This is a genomic window from Methylophaga lonarensis MPL (assembly GCF_000349205.1).
GTDB lineage: Bacteria > Pseudomonadota > Gammaproteobacteria > Nitrosococcales > Methylophagaceae > Methylophaga > Methylophaga lonarensis.
Map to the genome: position 1 here is coordinate 1 of NZ_APHR01000086.1, position 17707 is coordinate 17707.

Sequence of the window (17707 nt, forward strand, 5' to 3'; positions counted from 1 at the left end):
TSWKCCCCACGACCGTGGGGATGAACCGCAGCTGGCAGCTTCCGAGACCTGCGGCCATTTGTGTTCCCCACGACCGTGGGGATGAACCGAACTCCCTCCGAGTCCGGGTCTTGATTGGAACGTGTTCCCCACGACCGTGGGGATGAACCGCTGAGCAATCAGCCAGCCCTTATCTGGATCAGGTGTTCCCCACGACCGTGGGGATGAACCGTAAATCTAGGAGACACAGACACGAGAACGCGCGTGTTCCCCACGACCGTGGGGATGAACCGCGGTGAGATTGGGAAAATTACGACCAGTCGAAGTGTTCCCCACGACCGTGGGGATGAACCGAATCATTCCGGTGAAATTATTGAAATTGTCGAGTGTTCCCCACGACCGTGGGGATGAACCGAGCAGCTACGCAATCGTCAGATCGATGAGGGGGTGTTCCCCACGACCGTGGGGATGAACCGCGCTCAATATCCCGCTGCCACGCGAGTAAGTCGTGTTCCCCACGACCGTGGGGATGAACCGAGTTGTGATTCAGCTGAAAAGTGAGTTACCAAGTGTTCCCCACGACCGTGGGGATGAACCGCAAAAAGTTGAAAAAAAGTGTTGACACTGTAAGTGTTCCCCACGACCGTGGGGATGAACCGCACTACAGCGGTAAAACCATCAGGTTTTTTCAGTGTTCCCCACGACCGTGGGGATGAACCGCGATTTCGCAGCGGCCAACAAAACATCCTCCAGTGTTCCCCACGACCGTGGGGATGAACCGGATTTTTACGACCGTGTGACTATAGCAGACGCGTGTTCCCCACGACCGTGGGGATGAACCGAAAACCGCAAATAATAGAGAGTATATGCCATGGTGTTCCCCACGACCGTGGGATAGTTCGTCCGGTGATTTTATATCAGGTACGACATACTGACGTTACTGTATTGATGATGAAGATGGGGCCCTCACTCCCGATGTGCCAGGCGGGCGGGTTTTTGTGGTTATTGGAGCACACCCCAACCACGCAGCCGAACCATAATTGTAGATTAAGCATGGACGGTGTGACAATGATCATTGATTACTATTCAGTGAGCACGGTGCAGTATCAAATTAGAACAGCGGCGGGAAGGTACTGGTGCAAATTTACGTTCTGCGTTTTTTGTTATGTTTAAAGGCTTTTTACTTAGGTAGCGATCATGAGCGGGAGATAAACAGATTAGTTTCGAGGAGCTTTTGTGGCATACGCTCTGACTGTTGATAGCTACTGGGGCGATTGTGGACAGTGTTATTAGAAAAAAGCCCCACTCATCGAGCGGGGCTTTTGCTTGTCGGCTTAGTTCATGCGCCGGTATTTGATGCGTTCCGGTTGATGGTCTTTGCCGTAACGCTTGCGGTAGTCTTCGGCGTAGTCGGTGTAGTTGCCTTCGAAGAACACCACATTTGAGTCACCTTCGTAGGCGATGATGTGGGTACAAATACGATCCAGAAACCAGCGGTCATGCGAGATAACGACTGCTGAGCCGGGGAAGGCGAGCAGGGCTTCTTCGAGTGCCCGCAGGGTTTCGATATCCAGATCGTTGGTCGGTTCGTCGAGGAGCAGTACGTTGCCGCCTTCTTTGAGCAGTTTGGCCATGTGCAGCCGGTTGCGTTCACCACCGGACAAGTCTTTAACAAATTTCTGTTGATCCGAGCCTTTGAAGTTGAAACGACCACAGTAGGCGCGCGACGGTGTTTGGTAGTTACCAACCTGAATGATGTCGCTGCCGTCGGAGATTTCTTCAAATACGGTTTTGCTGCCATCCAAATCGCGTGACTGGTTGACGTAGGCCAGTTGCACGGTACTGCCGATTTCGATTTCACCGGTATCGGGTTTTTCTTCGCCGGTGATCATACGGAACAAGGTCGATTTACCTGCACCATTAGGGCCGATAATGCCGACAATAGCACCTGCCGGAATGGACATGCTGAGGTTTTCAAACAGCAGTTTATCGCCGTAGGATTTGGTGACGTTTTTCAGTTCGATGACTTTGTCACCCAGTCGTGGGCCAGGTGGAATGTAGATTTCCTGAGTTTCGTTGCGTTTTTGAAACTCGCGAGAGTTCATTTCCTCAAATTGCTTGAGTCTGGCTTTGGACTTGGCTTGACGGCCTTTGGCACCCTGGCGCACCCATTCCAGTTCGGCCTGAATGGCTTTGCGGTGTGAGGCTTCTTCCTTGGCTTCTTGTTCCAGACGTTTTTCTTTTTGTTCCAGCCAGGATGAGTAGTTGCCTTCATAAGGAATGCCGCGACCGCGATCCAGTTCCAGAATCCAGCCTGCGGCATTATCCAGGAAGTAGCGATCATGGGTAATGGCGACGACGGTGCCTGGGTATTCTTGCAGGAAGCGTTCGATCCAGGCGATTGACTCGGCATCCAGATGATTGGTGGGTTCGTCCAGCAACAGCATATCCGGGTTATCGAGCAGCAGGCGGCACAGGGCAACGCGACGACGTTCACCACCAGATAACACGCCAACTTTGGCATCCCATGGCGGCAGGCGCAGCGCATCTGCGGCACGTTCCAGCGCATTGTCCAGATTGTGACCGTCTTTGGCAGTAATCAGGTTTTCCAGCTCGGCCTGTTTTTTTGCCAGTGCATCAAAGTCAGCATCCGGCTCAGCATAGGCGGCATAGACTGCGTCAAGATCGTTCAGTGCCTGTTTAACATCAGCGACGGATTCTTCAACGATTTCTCGAACGGTTTTGCTGTCATCAAGTTCGGGTTCCTGTGGCAGATAACCCACTTTGATGCCGGGCATCGGCCGGGCTTCACCAATGATGTCGTTATCGACACCTGCCATGATGCGTAGCAGGGTGGATTTACCCGCACCGTTCAGACCTAGCACACCAATCTTGGCACCGGGGAAAAACGACAGGGAAATATCTTTGAGGATTTCGCGTTTGGGTGGCACGATTTTGCCAACGCGATTCATGCTGTAAACGTATTGAGCCATTGCGGATTCTTGCCTCGCACAATTATGAAAATCGAATGCGAAATTCTACCTATACGACGAACTGATTGCGAATCTGTGATTTAAATAATCTGGTACTTATATCGAGTTGATGGGGGGTATTGAGGTGTCAGACAGAAGGTGAGTTTGTGCTGTGCTTTTGAGGTGTTCATTTGGCTTTGTGATGCTAAGTCTTGCTTGTTCAACCAAGATGAAGTGGCGTTGCGATCATTAGATGTTAGATGCGGTGCCGATGAGGTTTTTCAGCATCGAAAAGATGGCATATTTTGGACACAAAAAAGCCCCTGAAGCATTTGCTTTCAGAGGCTTTTTTTGTATTCTTTGGCTCCCCGAGCTGGACTCGAACCAGCGACCCAATGATTAACAGTCATTTGCTCTACCAACTGAGCTATCGGGGAACAGAAAGATGCGTATGATAGAGGTTCAACCCATGGGGGTCAACCCCGTATCGGCTTTTTTATCCCTCGATAAACTGGGCAATACGATCCAGTGCATTTTTCAGGTTGGTTTCGCTGGTCGCAATCGACAGGCGAATGTGGTTTTTAAGGCCAAAGGCGGTTCCCGGGACCACTGCGACACCTTTTTCCACGAGCAAGGCTTCGGCAAATTCGAGATCGTCCTGAAGATCGTCACGGGCAGCCAGCACACCGCTGATGTCAGGAAATACATAGAATGTGCCGTCAGCGGATAGTGCTTTGATACCCGCAATTTGATTGAGGCGATCTACCACATAGTCGTGACGTTTTTTGAACTCGACCAGCATGGTTTGAATGCACGTTTGATCACCGTTCAGGGCTTCCACTGAGGCTGCCTGAGAAATCGAGGTGGGGTTAGAAGTGCTTTGCGACTGAATTTTTTTCATGGCACTGATAAGGTTTGCCGGTCCAGCAGCATAGCCAATTCTCCAGCCTGTCATTGAGTAGGCTTTGGACACGCCATTCATTACAACGGTGCGGTCGTACAGATCCGGGCAAACCATGACAATGTTGTAAAAAGGTTCATCGGCCCAGTAGATATGCTCGTACATGTCATCGGTAGCGATGATGATCTGTGGATGACGACGCAGGACTTCACCAAGCGCTGCCAATTCAGCTTTGGTGTAGGCCATGCCCGAAGGATTGGAAGGGCTATTGATGACAAACAAGCGGGTTTTGTCGGTGATTGCTTCTTCAAGCTGCTGTGCAGTGATCTTGAAACGATTTTCTTGCGGACCTTCGATAATCACGGGTGTGGCATCCGCCAGTAACACCATATCAGGGTATGATACCCAGTACGGTGCGGGGATGATGACTTCATCACCACTTTCCAACATGGCTTGTGCAAGGTTGAAAAAGCTCTGTTTGCCGCCCACAGACACCAGAATTTGATTCGCTTCGTAGGATAGTCCGTTGTCGCGGGAAAACTTTTTGATGATGGCTTGTTTCAAATCGGCAGTGCCATCGACGGCAGTGTATTTGGTCATGCCATTGTCAATAGCCGTGATGGCGGCTTGTTTGATGTGTTCCGGTGTATCAAAGTCAGGTTCGCCAGCACCAAGACCAATGATATCTTTGCCTTCAGCACGAAGTGCCGCTGCGCGTGCGGTGATAGCCAGGGTGGGGGACGGTTTGATGTTTTGGACGCGCTGGGAGAGCTTGATAGTCAAAGTGGTTCCTTCGTCAAATAAGTTCTGAAAACCATAATGTTACGACAATCTTGAGTATCACTAAATAGATATGAATAAAGAATTTCAGTTGGTCAGCGAGTTTCAACCAGCAGGTGATCAGCCAACCGCCATCAAGGCGCTGGTTGAAGGACTGAATAACGGTGAAATGTGGCAGACCCTGCTGGGGGTGACTGGCTCCGGCAAGACCTTCACCATTGCCAATGTTGCGCAAGCTGTTCAGCGACCCATCATGGTGCTGGCACCCAACAAAACCCTCGCTGCGCAACTTTATAGTGAGATGAAGGACTTCTTTCCACACAACGCGGTGGAATATTTTGTTTCCTATTACGACTACTACCAGCCAGAAGCCTATGTGCCTTCATCGGATACCTTCATAGATAAAGATGCTTCTGTGAACGAACAGATTGAGCAGATGAGACTGTCAGCAACCAAGGCCATGCTGGAGCGGCGGGACGCCATCATCGTATCCAGTGTTTCCTGCATCTATGGTCTTGGTGAAAAAGATGCCTATCTGGAGATGGTATTGCATCTGGTTCAGGGGGATCGCATCAACCAGCGCAATATTTTGCGACGACTGGCTGAGCTTCAGTACACCCGCAATGATATGGAACTTGGGCGGGGCACCTATCGAGTGAGAGGTGAAGTCATCGATATTTTCCCTGCAGAGTCGGAGCGTGATGCGGTACGCATTGAAATGTTTGATGACGAGATTGAGCAGATAAGCTATTTCGATCCGCTCACTGGTGAGATTCTGCAGCGCATGAGCCGTATCACCATTTACCCGAAAACCCACTATGTGACGCCGCGTGACAACATCTTACGAGCGGTTGATGCTATCAAGGACGAATTGCGTGAGCGTCTGCAAGAACTCAACAGCAATAACAAGCTGGTGGAGGCGCAAAGACTGGAGCAACGTACCCGCTTTGATATCGAAATGTTGCTGGAGCTAGGTTATTGCAATGGTATCGAAAACTACTCCAGACACCTGTCTGGCCGTTCGTCTGGTGAAGCGCCGCCGACCTTGTTTGATTACTTGCCTGACGATGCCATTCTGGTGATAGACGAAAGTCACGTCATGGTGCCGCAGATTGGCGCTATGTATAAAGGTGACCGTTCACGCAAACAAACACTGGTGGATTATGGTTTCCGTTTGCCCTCTGCGCTGGATAACCGGCCCTTGATGTTTGAAGAGTGGGAAAAGCTGGCTCCGCAAACAATATTTGTTTCGGCAACGCCTGGTAAATATGAGGCAGAACACGCCAGTACGGTTGTTGAGCAGGTGGTCAGACCGACAGGTTTGGTTGATCCACAAATTGAAATCCGCCCGGTAGGCACGCAGGTGGATGACTTGCTGTCTGAAGTGAAAAAGCGGGCAGCGATTGATGAGCGAACACTGGTGACCACCCTCACCAAGCGGATGGCAGAAGATCTGACGGATTATCTGCGTGAACATAATGTGCGAGTGCGTTATCTGCATTCTGATATTGATACCGTTGAGCGTGTTGAGATTATTCGCGACTTGCGTCTTGGTGAGTTCGATGTGCTGGTGGGTATCAACTTACTGCGTGAAGGCTTGGACATTCCTGAAGTATCGCTGGTGGCCATTCTGGATGCAGACAAGGAAGGTTTTTTGCGCAGTGATCGCTCGCTGATTCAGACCATTGGTCGAGCCGCGCGAAACTTAAACGGCACCGCGATCTTGTACGCTGATGAAGTTACGGGCTCGATGCAGCGTGCAATTGACGAAACAGAGCGCCGCAGGGAAAAGCAGATCGCTCACAATCTGGCACATGGCATTACACCCAAAGGCGTCAAAAAAGCGATTCGTACCAACATGGACGAAGCACGAGGCAAATCTGCCGGAGACAAAAAGCGTTTGGCAGATGTGGCTGAAGAGCAGGCTAAATATGCCACCATGACACCGCAGCAATTAGCCAAACGTCTGCAACAACTTGAACAGGCCATGTACAAACATGCGCAGAACCTTGAATTTGAAGAGGCTGCAAAAGTGCGGGATGAGATGGAACACGTCAGATCGCTGGCCCTTGGACCTGTAGCGGTATAAAAGCTTGCAATCTGAGTTGGGCTGCGTATAATTTCGCGCTTCACGGCAGGCACGTAGCTCAGTTGGTTAGAGCACCACCTTGACATGGTGGGGGTCGGTGGTTCGAATCCACTCGTGCCTACCAGATACTCGCAAAAGCACCTCATCGAAGGTGCTTTCTGGTTTATAAGGCCCCTCGTATAGGCCACAACCAAGGATGTTCTGATGATCTCAATCACTCTCCCCGATGGCAGTCAACGCCAGTTCGATCACCCTGTTTCCATTTTTGATATTGCAAACGACATTGGCGCTGGCCTGGCGCGTGCTGCGCTGGCAGGTAAAGTCAATGACAAGCTGGTCGATACCTCATACCTTATTGAACAAGATGCCGACGTTGCCATCATCACAGACCGCGATGAAGAAGGTCTGGATATTATTCGTCATTCGACCTCTCATCTGATGGCTCAGGCGGTCAAACAATTGTTCCCTGAAGCACAGGTAACAATTGGTCCAGTGATCGAAGACGGCTTCTATTATGACTTTTCCTATTCAGAAGCGTTTACGCCTGACGATTTGACAAAAATCGAGCAGCGGATGGAAGAGATCGTCAAGCAGGATCTTCAGGTTATTCGAGAAGAGATGCCTCGTGACGCAGCGATCAAGCTGTTCCGGGAAATGGGCGAAGAATACAAAGCACAAATTATCGAAGACATCCCCAAGGATGAAATCCTGTCTGTCTATCGACAAGGTGATTTCATGGACTTGTGCCGCGGACCTCATGTACCCAGCACCGGTAAGCTGAAAGCCTTTAAATTGATGAAGCTGGCGGGTGCCTACTGGCGCGGCAAATCTGAAAACGAAATGCTGCAACGTGTCTACGGCACCGCATGGAATGATAAAAAAGCACTGAAAGCCTATTTGCATCGACTGGAAGAAGCAGAAAAACGCGACCATCGAAAACTGGCCAGAAGTCTGGATTTATTCCACATCCAAGATGAAGCTACTGGCATGATTTTTTGGCATGACAATGGCTGGCGTATCTTTCGTGAGGTAGAAAACTATATCCGTAGCGTCCTGCGTCGCAACGGTTATCAGGAAATACGTACACCTCAGGTGGTGGATCGTACCCTTTGGGAAAAATCCGGCCATTGGGACAAATTCAGTGACATGATGTTCACCACGCATTCGGAAAATCGTGATTACGCGATCAAACCGATGAACTGCCCGTGCCACGTACAGGTATTTAATCAGGGGCTGAAAAGCTACCGTGATTTGCCACTGAGAATGGCAGAGTTTGGATCCTGTCATCGTAATGAGCCTTCGGGCACATTGCACGGCCTGATGCGTCTGCGTGGTTTTACTCAGGACGATGCCCATATTTTCTGTACAGAAGATCAAATACAGTCTGAAGTTTCGACTTTTATTGATCTGTTACAGAATGTCTATGCCGATTTTGGCTTTAACGACATCATTATCAAACTGTCCACTCGCCCGGAAAATCGGGTCGGCAGTGATCAGGTCTGGGATAAATCAGAACACGCACTGGAGCAGGCGCTTAATGCCAAAGGTCTGCAATGGGATCTTCAGCCAGGTGAAGGCGCGTTTTATGGACCCAAGATCGAGTTCTCATTAAAAGACTGTCTTGGCAGGGTATGGCAATGTGGCACCATCCAGGTAGATTTTTCAATGCCGGGCCGACTTGATGCCACTTATGTTGCTGACGATGGCTCAAAGCAAGCACCAGTCATGTTGCATCGCGCGATTCTTGGATCACTGGAACGATTCATCGGCATCTTGATTGAAGAATACGCGGGTGCATTCCCCACTTGGCTTGCGCCCAAGCAAGTTGTTGTCATGGGAATCACCGATAAGCAGAGTGATTATGTCAGCAAAATCGCTGAAGATTTGGCACAGCAAGGTTTTCGCGCTGACACAGACTTGAGAAATGAGAAGATTGGCTTTAAAATACGCGAGCACACACTGCGCCGCGTTCCATATTTGCTAGTCGTTGGCGAACGCGAGGCGCAAGAAAACACCGTGGCAATCCGTACACGTAAAGGTGAAGATTTGGGTGTAATGCCCCTTCAGGCCTTTGCTGAGGTATTAAATAAAGATATTGCCCGCCGCGGACGGACAACAACAGAGGAATAACAACATCGCTACAGATCAAAAACGGCTGAATGGTGAAATTACAGCCAAAGAAGTTCGCTTAACTGCTGCTGACGGAGAACAACTCGGTATTGTACCGCTTGCCCGTGCACAGGAGCTGGCTGAAGAAGCCGATCTGGATTTGGTGGAAATCGCCCCACAGGCGACACCACCGGTTTGCCGTATCATGGATTACGGCAAGTATTTGTTTGAAGAAAGCAAGCAGAAAGCAATTGCTCGCAAAAAACAAAAACAAATACAGGTCAAGGAGGTCAAGTTCAGACCTGGGACCGAAGAAGGGGATTATCAGGTAAAACTACGCAACCTGGTACGTTTCCTTGAAGATGGGAATAAAGCGAAGGTGAGTTTGCGCTTTCGTGGCCGTGAAATGGCACATCAGGATTTGGGCCTGAAGTTACTCGAAAGAGTCGCTGAAGATCTTAAAGAACTGTCAGTCATCGAACAGCACCCGAAAAAAGAAGGGCGGCAAATGATTATAGGTTTTGGACCCCGGAAATAAAAAATAACCATATAAAATTAACAATGCGGAGTTTCAAATGTCCAAGTTAAAAACACACAGAGGTGCTGCGAAGCGATTCAAGCGCACCGGTAGCGGAAAATTCAAACGCGCTCAAGCGTTTACCAGTCACATCCTGACCAAGAAAAGCACCAAGCGGAAACGCCAGTTGCGTTCTACGCTGACAGTCTGCAAAGCAGATCACATGTCAGTCCGCAAGATGTTGCCTAATCTGTAATCAAGGAGTTTTCCGATGCCAAGAGTTAAACGCGGTGTAACAGCACGTGCCCGCCATAAAAAAGTTATTGCCCAGGCCAAAGGTTATTACGGCCGTCGCAAGAATGTCTATCGTGTAGCTGTTCAGGCAGTCACCAAAGCAGGTCAATATGCTTACCGTGATCGTCGTCAGAAAAAACGTCAGTTCCGTACCCTGTGGATCGCTCGTATCAATGCGGCAGCCCGTGAGTGTGGTTTGTCATACAGCCGTATGATCGACGGTCTGAAAAAAGCGGCTATCGAAATCGATCGTAAAGTCCTGGCAGACATCGCAGTACATGATGCTGCTGCATTTTCTGCTATCGCTGAAAAAGCAAAGGCTGCATTGGCAAAATAATGTCATCGCTTCAGGCAAGCGATGCATTTCATGCCGACTTAGTACACAAGGGCCGCCAGTCGGCCCTTTTTTATTTCTGACGATGGCCTCGGGTTGGGGGAGTTATGGCTGAACTGGGATTACAGTTACAGGCTTTAAATGAAATTGTTGCGGCTGCCAAACAGGAAATTGCAGCGGCTGACTCGCCGCAATCACTGGATGTGGTGCGAGTCGAGTATCTCGGAAAAAAAGGCAAAATTACCGCCTATCTGAAACAGCTGGCGGGCGTGAGTGATGAACAGCGGCCGGTGATTGGCAAGGAAGTCAACATTGCCAAGCAAACCGTCAGCGGTTTGATTGAAGCCCGTGGCAAGCTACTTGCTGATGCGGCGTTGGCCACTGCCCTTGCTGCAGAAACTGTTGATGTGACCTTGCCGGGAAGAAGTAGTGGACTGGGTGGCTTACATCCGGTTACGCGGACATTGCAACGGATTGACCGTTATTTTCGCCATCTTGGTTTTCAAATTGCTGAAGGGCCGGAAATTGAAGATGCGACTCACAACTTCACGGCGTTGAATATTCCAGAGAGTCATCCAGCGCGGGCAATGCACGATACTTTTTATTTCAATCCAGAGATATTGCTGCGCACGCATACTTCACCGGTGCAGATTCGTGTCATGGAAAATCAGCCTCCACCGCTCAGAATTATTGCGCCAGGACGCGTGTATCGTTGTGATTCAGATTTAACCCACACTCCGATGTTCCATCAGGTCGAAGGGCTGATGGTTGATGAGAATGTCAGCTTTACCGATCTAAAAGGTATTCTGGGCGATTTCCTGCAAGCCTTCTTTGAGCGTCCACTCAATGTACGGTTTCGACCGTCCTATTTTCCGTTTACCGAGCCATCTGCTGAAGCGGATATTGAGTGTGTGATGTGCAATGGTGAAGGTTGCCGTGTCTGCAGTCATACTGGTTGGTTGGAAGTGCTGGGCTGTGGAATGGTGCATCCGAAGGTGTTTGAGCATGTCGGTATCGACAGTGAACAGTACCTTGGACTGGCATTTGGAATGGGCGTGGAACGGCTTGCCATGTTGCGCTATGGCGTCAATGACTTGCGCTTGTTTTTTGAGAACGATCTGCGTTTTCTTGGGCAGTTCGCCTGAGTTTACTCTCCATCAGTCTTGTCAAAATTGAGAAAAGACAATGAAGTTTAGCGAAAAATGGTTACGAGAATGGGTGAATCCGGCCCTTGATACTGATGCTCTGGTCGAAAAATTGACCCAGGCTGGCCTTGAAGTTGATTCAGTGACAGCCGTTGCTGGAGATTTCAGTCAGGTCAAGGTGGGTATCGTTCGTAGCGCTGTGCCTCATCCAGATGCCGACAAATTACGTGTTTGTGAAGTCGATGTCGGCGATAGCGAGCTATTGAACATTGTCTGTGGTGCGGCCAATGTTCGACCTGAGTTGAAAGTCCCTGTTGCTGTCGTCGGGGCGACGCTTCCTGGTGATTTCAAAATCAAAAAAGCGAAACTCCGCGGTGTTGAGTCATTCGGCATGTTGTGCTCTGCCAAGGAGCTCGGACTTGCTGAGTCGGCAGACGGTCTGCTTGAATTACCACTCGATGCACCTGTCGGTACGGATCTTCGCCAATATCTTCAGTTAGACGATGTCAGTATCGAAGTTGACCTGACACCCAACAGAAGCGACTGTCTTGGTGTTGCAGGCATTGCCAGGGAAGTGGGCGTTTTGACACGCACTGACTTGACGCCTGCGGATACTTCGCCCGTTGTTGCCAGTCACCAACAACAATTTCCGGTGACCGTGCAGGCAACATCTGCCTGTCCACGTTACATCGGCCGAGTGATTACCGGAATAAATTCTGCAGCGGAAACGCCATTATGGATGCAGGAAAAACTCAGAAGAAGCGGTTTACGCAGTCTTGGTCCGGTAGTGGATGTCACCAACTACGTGATGCTTGAACTTGGTCAACCGATGCATGCGTTTGATCTGGACAAACTGGACAGCAATATTGAAGTCAGATGGGCCCGAGATAATGAGCAACTGTTATTGCTTGATGGGCAGACACTTCAATTAAACACTGACAGCTTGCTCATCGCCGATGCCAAAGGGCCACTGGCACTGGCGGGCGTGATGGGTGGTCAAGCCAGCAGTGTGCAAGACACCACCACAAACCTGTTTTTGGAATCTGCCTTCTTTGTTCCAGAAGCCATTGCCGGAAAAGCCCGCAGTTACGGATTGCATACTGATTCTTCACATCGCTTTGAGCGCGGTGTTGATCCTGCGTTGCCGATTCAGGCAATGGAGCGTGCCACAGCCTTGCTGCTGACAATTGTGGGCGGTCAAGCAGGTCCTGTGATTGAAAAGAGCAGTGAGGTGGATTTACCAGCCCAAAGAGAAATTTTGCTCAGAGCGCAACGTATTAAGCGCGTGCTGGGTATCGAAATCGATGCGGCAACCGTCATTGAGCAACTCAGCCGCCTGGGTATGCAGGTCACTGAGACCGATGCAGGCTGGCGTGTTTGCGTACCAGAGTTTCGTTTCGATCTGTCCATTGAAGTTGATTTGATCGAAGAGCTGGGGCGACTGTATGGCTACGATAAACTGCCTCAGACCCGCCCATCCGGCAAGGTGATGACGACAGAAATTTCCGAGTCACGACTGCTGACGGAGCGTTTGCAACAGCTATTGGTTGATAGAGGTTATCACGAGGCAATTACTTACAGCTTTGTTGATCCTGCGATTCAAAAACAGCTATTGGGTGATGAGGTTGAAGCGATTGCGCTGGCAAATCCGATTTCAGCGGATTTGTCTGTGATGCGCTTGTCCTTGTGGCCGGGACTGATGCAGGCGTTGACCTACAACCTGAACCGCCAACAGGACCGAGTACGTCTGTTTGAGCTGGGACGTGTGTTTAACGGCAGTCTTCCTGATGTTGATCAGCCATTGTTCATTGCCGGATTGATTTCGGGACAACGTTTTCCTGAACAATGGGCCAGCCAGGATCAAAAACTCGACTTCTTTGATATCAAAGCCGATGTTGAGGCCATTCTGGCCATGGGTGGGGGAGATATTACATTTGTCGCCGAGCAACATGCGGCTTTACATCCTGGACAGTCAGCGCGCGTATATAAGAATGATCAAGCCATTGGCTGGTTGGGTGCCCTGCATCCGCGCCTGAATAAATCCTTTGGTGTGCAGACCAAAGTGTATCTGTTTGAATTATCACTTGAGCAGACACTATTGGCACAAGTACCGAGCTTTAAACCGCTGTCCAGATTCCCGTCGATCCGTCGTGATCTGGCAATCGTGGTTGATAATCAGATCAATGCTGGGGAAATACAAGATTGCCTGAAACTGATCGACTCTGATATTCTTAAGTCAATTCAAGTATTTGACGTCTATACTGGAGATGGTGTCGAGCTTGGCAAGAAGAGTATAGCGCTGGCCTTTCATATCCAGCATGGTGAGCGTACGCTGACAGACGAAGAAGTGGACACCCTGATGCAACAAGTCACCGAGACGCTTGAGCGCTCAGTTGCAGCAGTGGTCCGTAGCTGAGTTTTTGTGACTCAAAACAAGAATAAACTGAGGAAAACATGGCACTCACAAAAGCCGATATGACAGAGCAGCTCTATGAAGAGTTGGGTTTCAACAAGCGTGAAGCGAAAGAGCTGGTAGAGATGTTCTTTGAAGAAATCCGCGCTGCTCTGGAAAGTGGAGATCAAGTCAAATTATCTGGTTTTGGTAATTTTGAGCTGCGAGACAAAAGCGAAAGACCCGGTCGTAACCCCAAGACTGGCGAGGAAATTCCTATCACTGCGCGTCGTGTGGTGACTTTCCGTCCTGGCCAGAAACTCAAAGCGAGGGTAGATAGTTATGCTAGAAGCGAGTAACAACAACGAGTTGCCTGCGATACCTGGCAAACGTTATTTCACTATCGGTGAAGTCAGTGAATTGTGTGGTGTCAAACCTCATGTCTTGCGTTATTGGGAGCAGGAGTTTTCACAACTCAAACCGGTAAAAAGACGCGGTAACCGCCGCTATTACCAACGACATGATGTTGTGCTGATTCGCGAAATTCGCGGCCTGCTTTATGAACAAGGCTTCACCATTGGTGGTGCTCGGCAACGACTCGAATCGGATGAAAAACCGGAAGTCTCAGCTTCAGACAAGAAACAGGTTATCCGTGAGATTCTCAAGGAACTCGAAGATTTGCGAACAATGCTGGCTTGATAATCAGCATGGCTGTTCCAAAAAATACAGGCTCTGTCACGATGACGGGGCCTTTTTTTTATTCGATGTGATAATGTTGTTTAAAACCTTCTTTCAGCAGAGAGTAAATGGTCAAAACCGGTCGACATCTCACGCTTATTAGCAAGCTGATTCAACATCGGTTTCTGCCGACAGTTTTTGCAATGATTGTTTTGGCAGTCGGCCTGTTGATAAGTGTTGTTTTGTCTCAACAGATTCGTGCACAACAGAATGAACAAATCACCGCCGCGCTTGAATTTAGTGCCGACAGCACGCTGAAAAACATCCAGAGTCTTCTTGAAACCTACACCGTGGTTATGCACGGCGTGCAGGGATATTTCAGAGGCTCTGAGTATATTGACTTCGATGAGTTTGCAGAATATGTCGGTTCGCTGCAGGTCGAGGATAAATTACCGGGTGTACAGGCGATTAATCTAGCGATAAAAATCCGTGATCAAGACAAGCACGAGCATCATGACGAAATCCGCTACTGGTTCCCTGACTACAACATCCATCCCGAGGGAAGACGCGAAAGTTACGTTCCCATCGTCAGAACCGAACCTCTGAATGAGGAAAATCTTAAAGTTCTAGGACTTGATTTATTAACCGTCCCTACCGCCTGGCATGCCATGCAACGGGCCAGAGACACCGGTACTGTTGCGATTACAGCACCCTTGTCACTGGTGCAGGACGATCAACTGCAAGATTTACCTGCTTTTGTCATGTATTTACCGATTTATGACAAAGGCACGGATCCCCAAACCATTGAGGAACGCCAGGCTGCAATAGTTGGCTGGGTGGATGTACCGTTCAGGATGCTTGATTTAGTCAGCTCACTGGTCGGTGAGATTGATCCCATGATTGACCTCGAAATCTATGATATCTCGACACCAAACGTTCCTCTGTTGATGTATGACAGCGATGAGCTGAATTATCGCGACAGAGTAAACGCTGGTTATTTTCAAACGCAGCGGGTATTGGCATTTGGTGGTCGAGAGTGGGCGTTGCACAGCAGCTCAACAAAAGCTTTTGAGCAAAGAATTGTCAATCGAAACCTGGTGCTGATTATTTTTGCAATCAGTCTGTTACTAACCATTACTCTAGCCTGGCTGGTGTGGTTATTAATCACTCAAAAGCAGCAAGCCGAAGTCTGGTTTGAGAAACTTTTTCAGCAAATCGCTGAGGGCATTGTGGTGATTGACAACAAACACCAGATCGTCGAAATGAATCCGGCGGCTAGACAAATTTTTTCGGTGCACGAAAAAGCCCAGTCATTCCCCATGCTTAATCAATGGTTTCGACATGATGCTGCAATGATGACTGCATTAAACGACGTCAGAAAAGGCATCCCCATCACGATCGAAACCAGTGTGGCGTCTAATGGCACGATGCTGCCGTTGAACGTACAAATGCAACCACTGGATGATGGCTATTACTTTTTGACGATTGTAGATCTGACTGAGCAGAAAGAAAAAACCAGGCGAATAGAACGCCTGACGCATATCTATCAGGCACTGAGCGAGACCAATCAAGCGATTGTCCGCATGGACGATACCCGTGAATTGTTACCGTTGGTCTGCCGTTGTGCGGTGCAGTTCGGTGAAATGCAATTGGCCTGGATAGGTAAGATGTCTGATGACGGCAAGCAGGTTGAGCATGTGTGCTGTGCAGCCAGTGGTTGTAGTAACGATGATGAGGCTTGCGATTTACTTCCGGCGGGGCTCACAGGTAGTGATGGTCTGACTGCCGATGTTTGTAAACAGGGGCGCGCCATCGTCATCAATGATTTTCTGGCAGATTCATCGGTAAGGCACTGGCATGAAGTTGCCAGACAAAATGGCTGGGGTTCAGCAGCGGCCTTTCCAATTTTCCGTGCTGGAAAGCCCTATGCGGTGTTGACCGTCTTTCATCCCGAAAAAAATGCCTTCAATCAGGAAGTGCTGGCACTGCTGACAGAGATGACCTCTGACATCAGCTTTGCATTGGATAATCATGATCGTAACGTCAGAAGAGAACAGGCAGAAAAAGCGCTTGCCGAGAGTGAGGCAACACTGAGTACCATTCTGGAAAACGTCAGTGCCTGTATTTACATGAAAGATCTCAACGGGCGATATGTTTATGCCAACAGACAGCTCTTAAAGCTGTGGAACACTGAGTCCGACAAGGTTACAGGCAAAACAGATGAAGCGTTTTTCAACTGGAAGAGTGTTGCACGATTGCGAGCGAATGACCGGCTTGTACTCGACAAAGGCCAATCCGTCAGTTGTGAAGAAATCTGCACCATCACACACTCCGGCGACACGGTGGATTTCTGGTCGGTCAAACTGCCATTGAAAGATGAAAGTGGCAGGATTTATGGGCTTTGTGGCATCTCAACCGATATTACTGAAGTGAAGCGGGCAGAGCGTGCTTTGCAGGACAGTGAGGCGCGCTATCGGCTGATTTACGCCGCCAACCCGATTCCAATGTGGGTCTATGACCTCCAAACACTGCAGTTCATGACAGTCAATGATGCCGCAGTTATCCAGTATGGCTACAGCAAAGAAGAATTTTTGACCATGAGCATTGCTGATTTGCACCCAGATAGCGTATTGGAAGATCTGTACAAATGCATTGCTGAGACACGCGCCGGTGGCGATGACTATTACAACGAAGCAGGTGTATGGCCGCACAAAAAGAAAGACGGTACTCAAATATGGGTCGAAATCACAGCACATACTTTGATTTTTGAGGGACGAAGCGCTGAGATTATTCTGGCGCATGATGTCAGTGATCGGGTCGAAGCAGAAAATACCCTGCGACTGAATGCACAGGTGTTTGAAGCCAGCCGTGAAGGGATTCTAATCACCGATCCAGAGCAGCGAATCGTCTCTGTGAATCGTGCTTATCAACAAATGACCGGGCATGACAAAAAATATTTGCTGGGACGCAAACCGATGGTGTTTTCAAGCACTAAATTCAATCGCAAGCAACGTGAGGCGGTGCTTCAACAGCTTGAGATAAGTGGCTATTGGGTAGGTGAAATAGATAACGAACGTGCCAACGGGGAGCATTACCCAGAATGGGTGTCGGTGTCGGTCACCCGTAACAGTAGCGGCCAGATAACACATTATGTGCTGATACTCACGGATCTGACCGAGCGTAAAGCAGCCGAAGCCAAGATCCAGTTTCTGACGCACTTTGACAGCCTCACCCAATTACCGAACATGGCGATGTTACGTGAGCGTGCAGAGCAAATCCTCGGCCAGCTTGATAAACAATCGCAGCCTGCCAGTCTGTTATTCGTTGATCTTGATAGATTCAAGTTTGTGAATGATTCACTTGGGCCAAGCTTTGGCGATGAGTTTCTCAAGCAATTAGCACAGCGAATTACGGCTTCTGTCATCCGTAACGCCATGGTTTGCCGTCAAGGCGGCGATGAATTCATCATTCTTGTGCCAGATTCAGACACTGAGAATGCAGCGCATATGCCGTGATT

General features: G+C 49.4%; 12 protein-coding genes, 2 tRNA genes and 1 CRISPR repeat array. Of the genes, 11 read left to right on the forward strand and 3 right to left on the reverse strand.

The window, feature by feature from the left end; translation table 11 throughout:
* Positions 1-60: 60 nt before the first annotated feature.
* Positions 61-821: direct repeats of the CRISPR family, unit length 29 nt; unit sequence GTGTTCCCCACGACCGTGGGGATGAACCG.
* A gap of 492 nt (positions 822-1313) precedes the next feature.
* The 3 genes from ettA to MPL1_RS12735 form a co-directional block, all read right to left on the reverse strand.
* A complete protein-coding gene (gene ettA, locus MPL1_RS12725) occupies positions 1314-2972 on the reverse strand; it encodes an energy-dependent translational throttle protein EttA (RefSeq protein WP_009727545.1) in 1659 nt (552 codons plus the stop codon).
* Positions 2973-3312: 340 nt separating this feature from the next.
* Positions 3313-3388, reverse strand: a tRNA-Asn gene (locus MPL1_RS12730).
* A 59-nt stretch (positions 3389-3447) separates the two neighbouring features.
* Positions 3448-4635 carry a pyridoxal phosphate-dependent aminotransferase gene (locus MPL1_RS12735; RefSeq protein ID WP_009727546.1) on the reverse strand — a complete coding sequence of 396 codons (1188 nt, stop codon included), beginning with the start codon at positions 4633-4635 and terminating at the stop codon, positions 3448-3450.
* A 70-nt stretch (positions 4636-4705) separates the two neighbouring features.
* Between MPL1_RS12735 and uvrB the strand changes: the two genes are divergently transcribed.
* From uvrB to MPL1_RS12790, 11 genes are all read left to right on the forward strand, one after another.
* On the forward strand, positions 4706-6721 hold the full coding sequence (uvrB, locus tag MPL1_RS12740) for an excinuclease ABC subunit UvrB (protein ID WP_009727547.1): 2016 nt from the start codon (positions 4706-4708) through the stop codon (positions 6719-6721).
* A 47-nt stretch (positions 6722-6768) separates the two neighbouring features.
* A tRNA-Val gene (locus tag MPL1_RS12745) sits at positions 6769-6845 on the forward strand.
* Between the two features lie 80 nt (positions 6846-6925).
* Positions 6926-8851: a threonine--tRNA ligase gene (gene thrS / locus MPL1_RS12750; RefSeq protein WP_009727548.1), complete on the forward strand. Its 1926-nt coding sequence runs from the start codon at positions 6926-6928 to the stop codon at positions 8849-8851.
* On the forward strand, positions 8817-9368 hold the full coding sequence (infC, locus tag MPL1_RS12755) for a translation initiation factor IF-3 (protein WP_009727549.1): 552 nt from the start codon (positions 8817-8819) through the stop codon (positions 9366-9368). Before thrS ends, infC begins: the two co-directional genes overlap by 35 nt.
* A gap of 37 nt (positions 9369-9405) precedes the next feature.
* Positions 9406-9603 (forward strand): 50S ribosomal protein L35, encoded by a 198-nt coding sequence (gene rpmI, locus MPL1_RS12760; protein WP_009727550.1) that lies wholly within the window; start codon positions 9406-9408, stop codon positions 9601-9603.
* Positions 9604-9618: 15 nt separating this feature from the next.
* Positions 9619-9978: a 50S ribosomal protein L20 gene (gene rplT, locus MPL1_RS12765; protein WP_009727551.1), complete on the forward strand. Its 360-nt coding sequence runs from the start codon at positions 9619-9621 to the stop codon at positions 9976-9978.
* Positions 9979-10082: 104 nt separating this feature from the next.
* Positions 10083-11120, forward strand: a complete 1038-nt coding sequence (gene pheS, locus MPL1_RS12770) for a phenylalanine--tRNA ligase subunit alpha (RefSeq protein ID WP_009727552.1) — start codon at positions 10083-10085, stop codon at positions 11118-11120.
* 40 nt (positions 11121-11160) lie between these two features.
* Positions 11161-13536, forward strand: a complete 2376-nt coding sequence (gene pheT, locus MPL1_RS12775; protein WP_009727553.1) for a phenylalanine--tRNA ligase subunit beta — start codon at positions 11161-11163, stop codon at positions 13534-13536.
* A 38-nt stretch (positions 13537-13574) separates the two neighbouring features.
* The gene (ihfA, locus tag MPL1_RS12780; RefSeq protein WP_009727554.1) at positions 13575-13871 is read left to right on the forward strand and encodes an integration host factor subunit alpha; all 297 of its coding nucleotides are present in this window, start codon (positions 13575-13577) and stop codon (positions 13869-13871) included.
* Positions 13855-14211, forward strand: a complete 357-nt coding sequence (locus MPL1_RS12785; protein ID WP_009727555.1) for a MerR family transcriptional regulator — start codon at positions 13855-13857, stop codon at positions 14209-14211. The genes ihfA and MPL1_RS12785 overlap by 17 nt, the downstream gene beginning before the upstream one ends.
* A gap of 107 nt (positions 14212-14318) precedes the next feature.
* Positions 14319-17705 (forward strand): PAS domain S-box protein, encoded by a 3387-nt coding sequence (locus MPL1_RS12790; protein ID WP_009727556.1) that lies wholly within the window; start codon positions 14319-14321, stop codon positions 17703-17705.
* The last annotated feature ends 2 nt before the right edge of the window (positions 17706-17707 follow it).

Excerpts from the sequence above, each read along its gene's own strand:
- pheT (WP_009727553.1), top strand. The coding sequence starts at position 11,161 with ATGAAGTTTAGCGAAAAATGGTTACGAGAATGGGTGAATCCGGCCCTT.
- ettA (WP_009727545.1), bottom strand. The coding sequence starts at position 2,972 with ATGGCTCAATACGTTTACAGCATGAATCGCGTTGGCAAAATCGTGCCA.
- uvrB (WP_009727547.1), top strand. The coding sequence starts at position 4,706 with ATGAATAAAGAATTTCAGTTGGTCAGCGAGTTTCAACCAGCAGGTGAT.
- MPL1_RS12785 (WP_009727555.1), top strand. The coding sequence starts at position 13,855 with ATGCTAGAAGCGAGTAACAACAACGAGTTGCCTGCGATACCTGGCAAA.
- pheS (WP_009727552.1), top strand. The coding sequence starts at position 10,083 with ATGGCTGAACTGGGATTACAGTTACAGGCTTTAAATGAAATTGTTGCG.
- rplT (WP_009727551.1), top strand. The coding sequence starts at position 9,619 with ATGCCAAGAGTTAAACGCGGTGTAACAGCACGTGCCCGCCATAAAAAA.
- rpmI (WP_009727550.1), top strand. The coding sequence starts at position 9,406 with ATGTCCAAGTTAAAAACACACAGAGGTGCTGCGAAGCGATTCAAGCGC.
- ihfA (WP_009727554.1), top strand. The coding sequence starts at position 13,575 with ATGGCACTCACAAAAGCCGATATGACAGAGCAGCTCTATGAAGAGTTG.
- thrS (WP_009727548.1), top strand. The coding sequence starts at position 6,926 with ATGATCTCAATCACTCTCCCCGATGGCAGTCAACGCCAGTTCGATCAC.
- MPL1_RS12790 (WP_009727556.1), top strand. The coding sequence starts at position 14,319 with ATGGTCAAAACCGGTCGACATCTCACGCTTATTAGCAAGCTGATTCAA.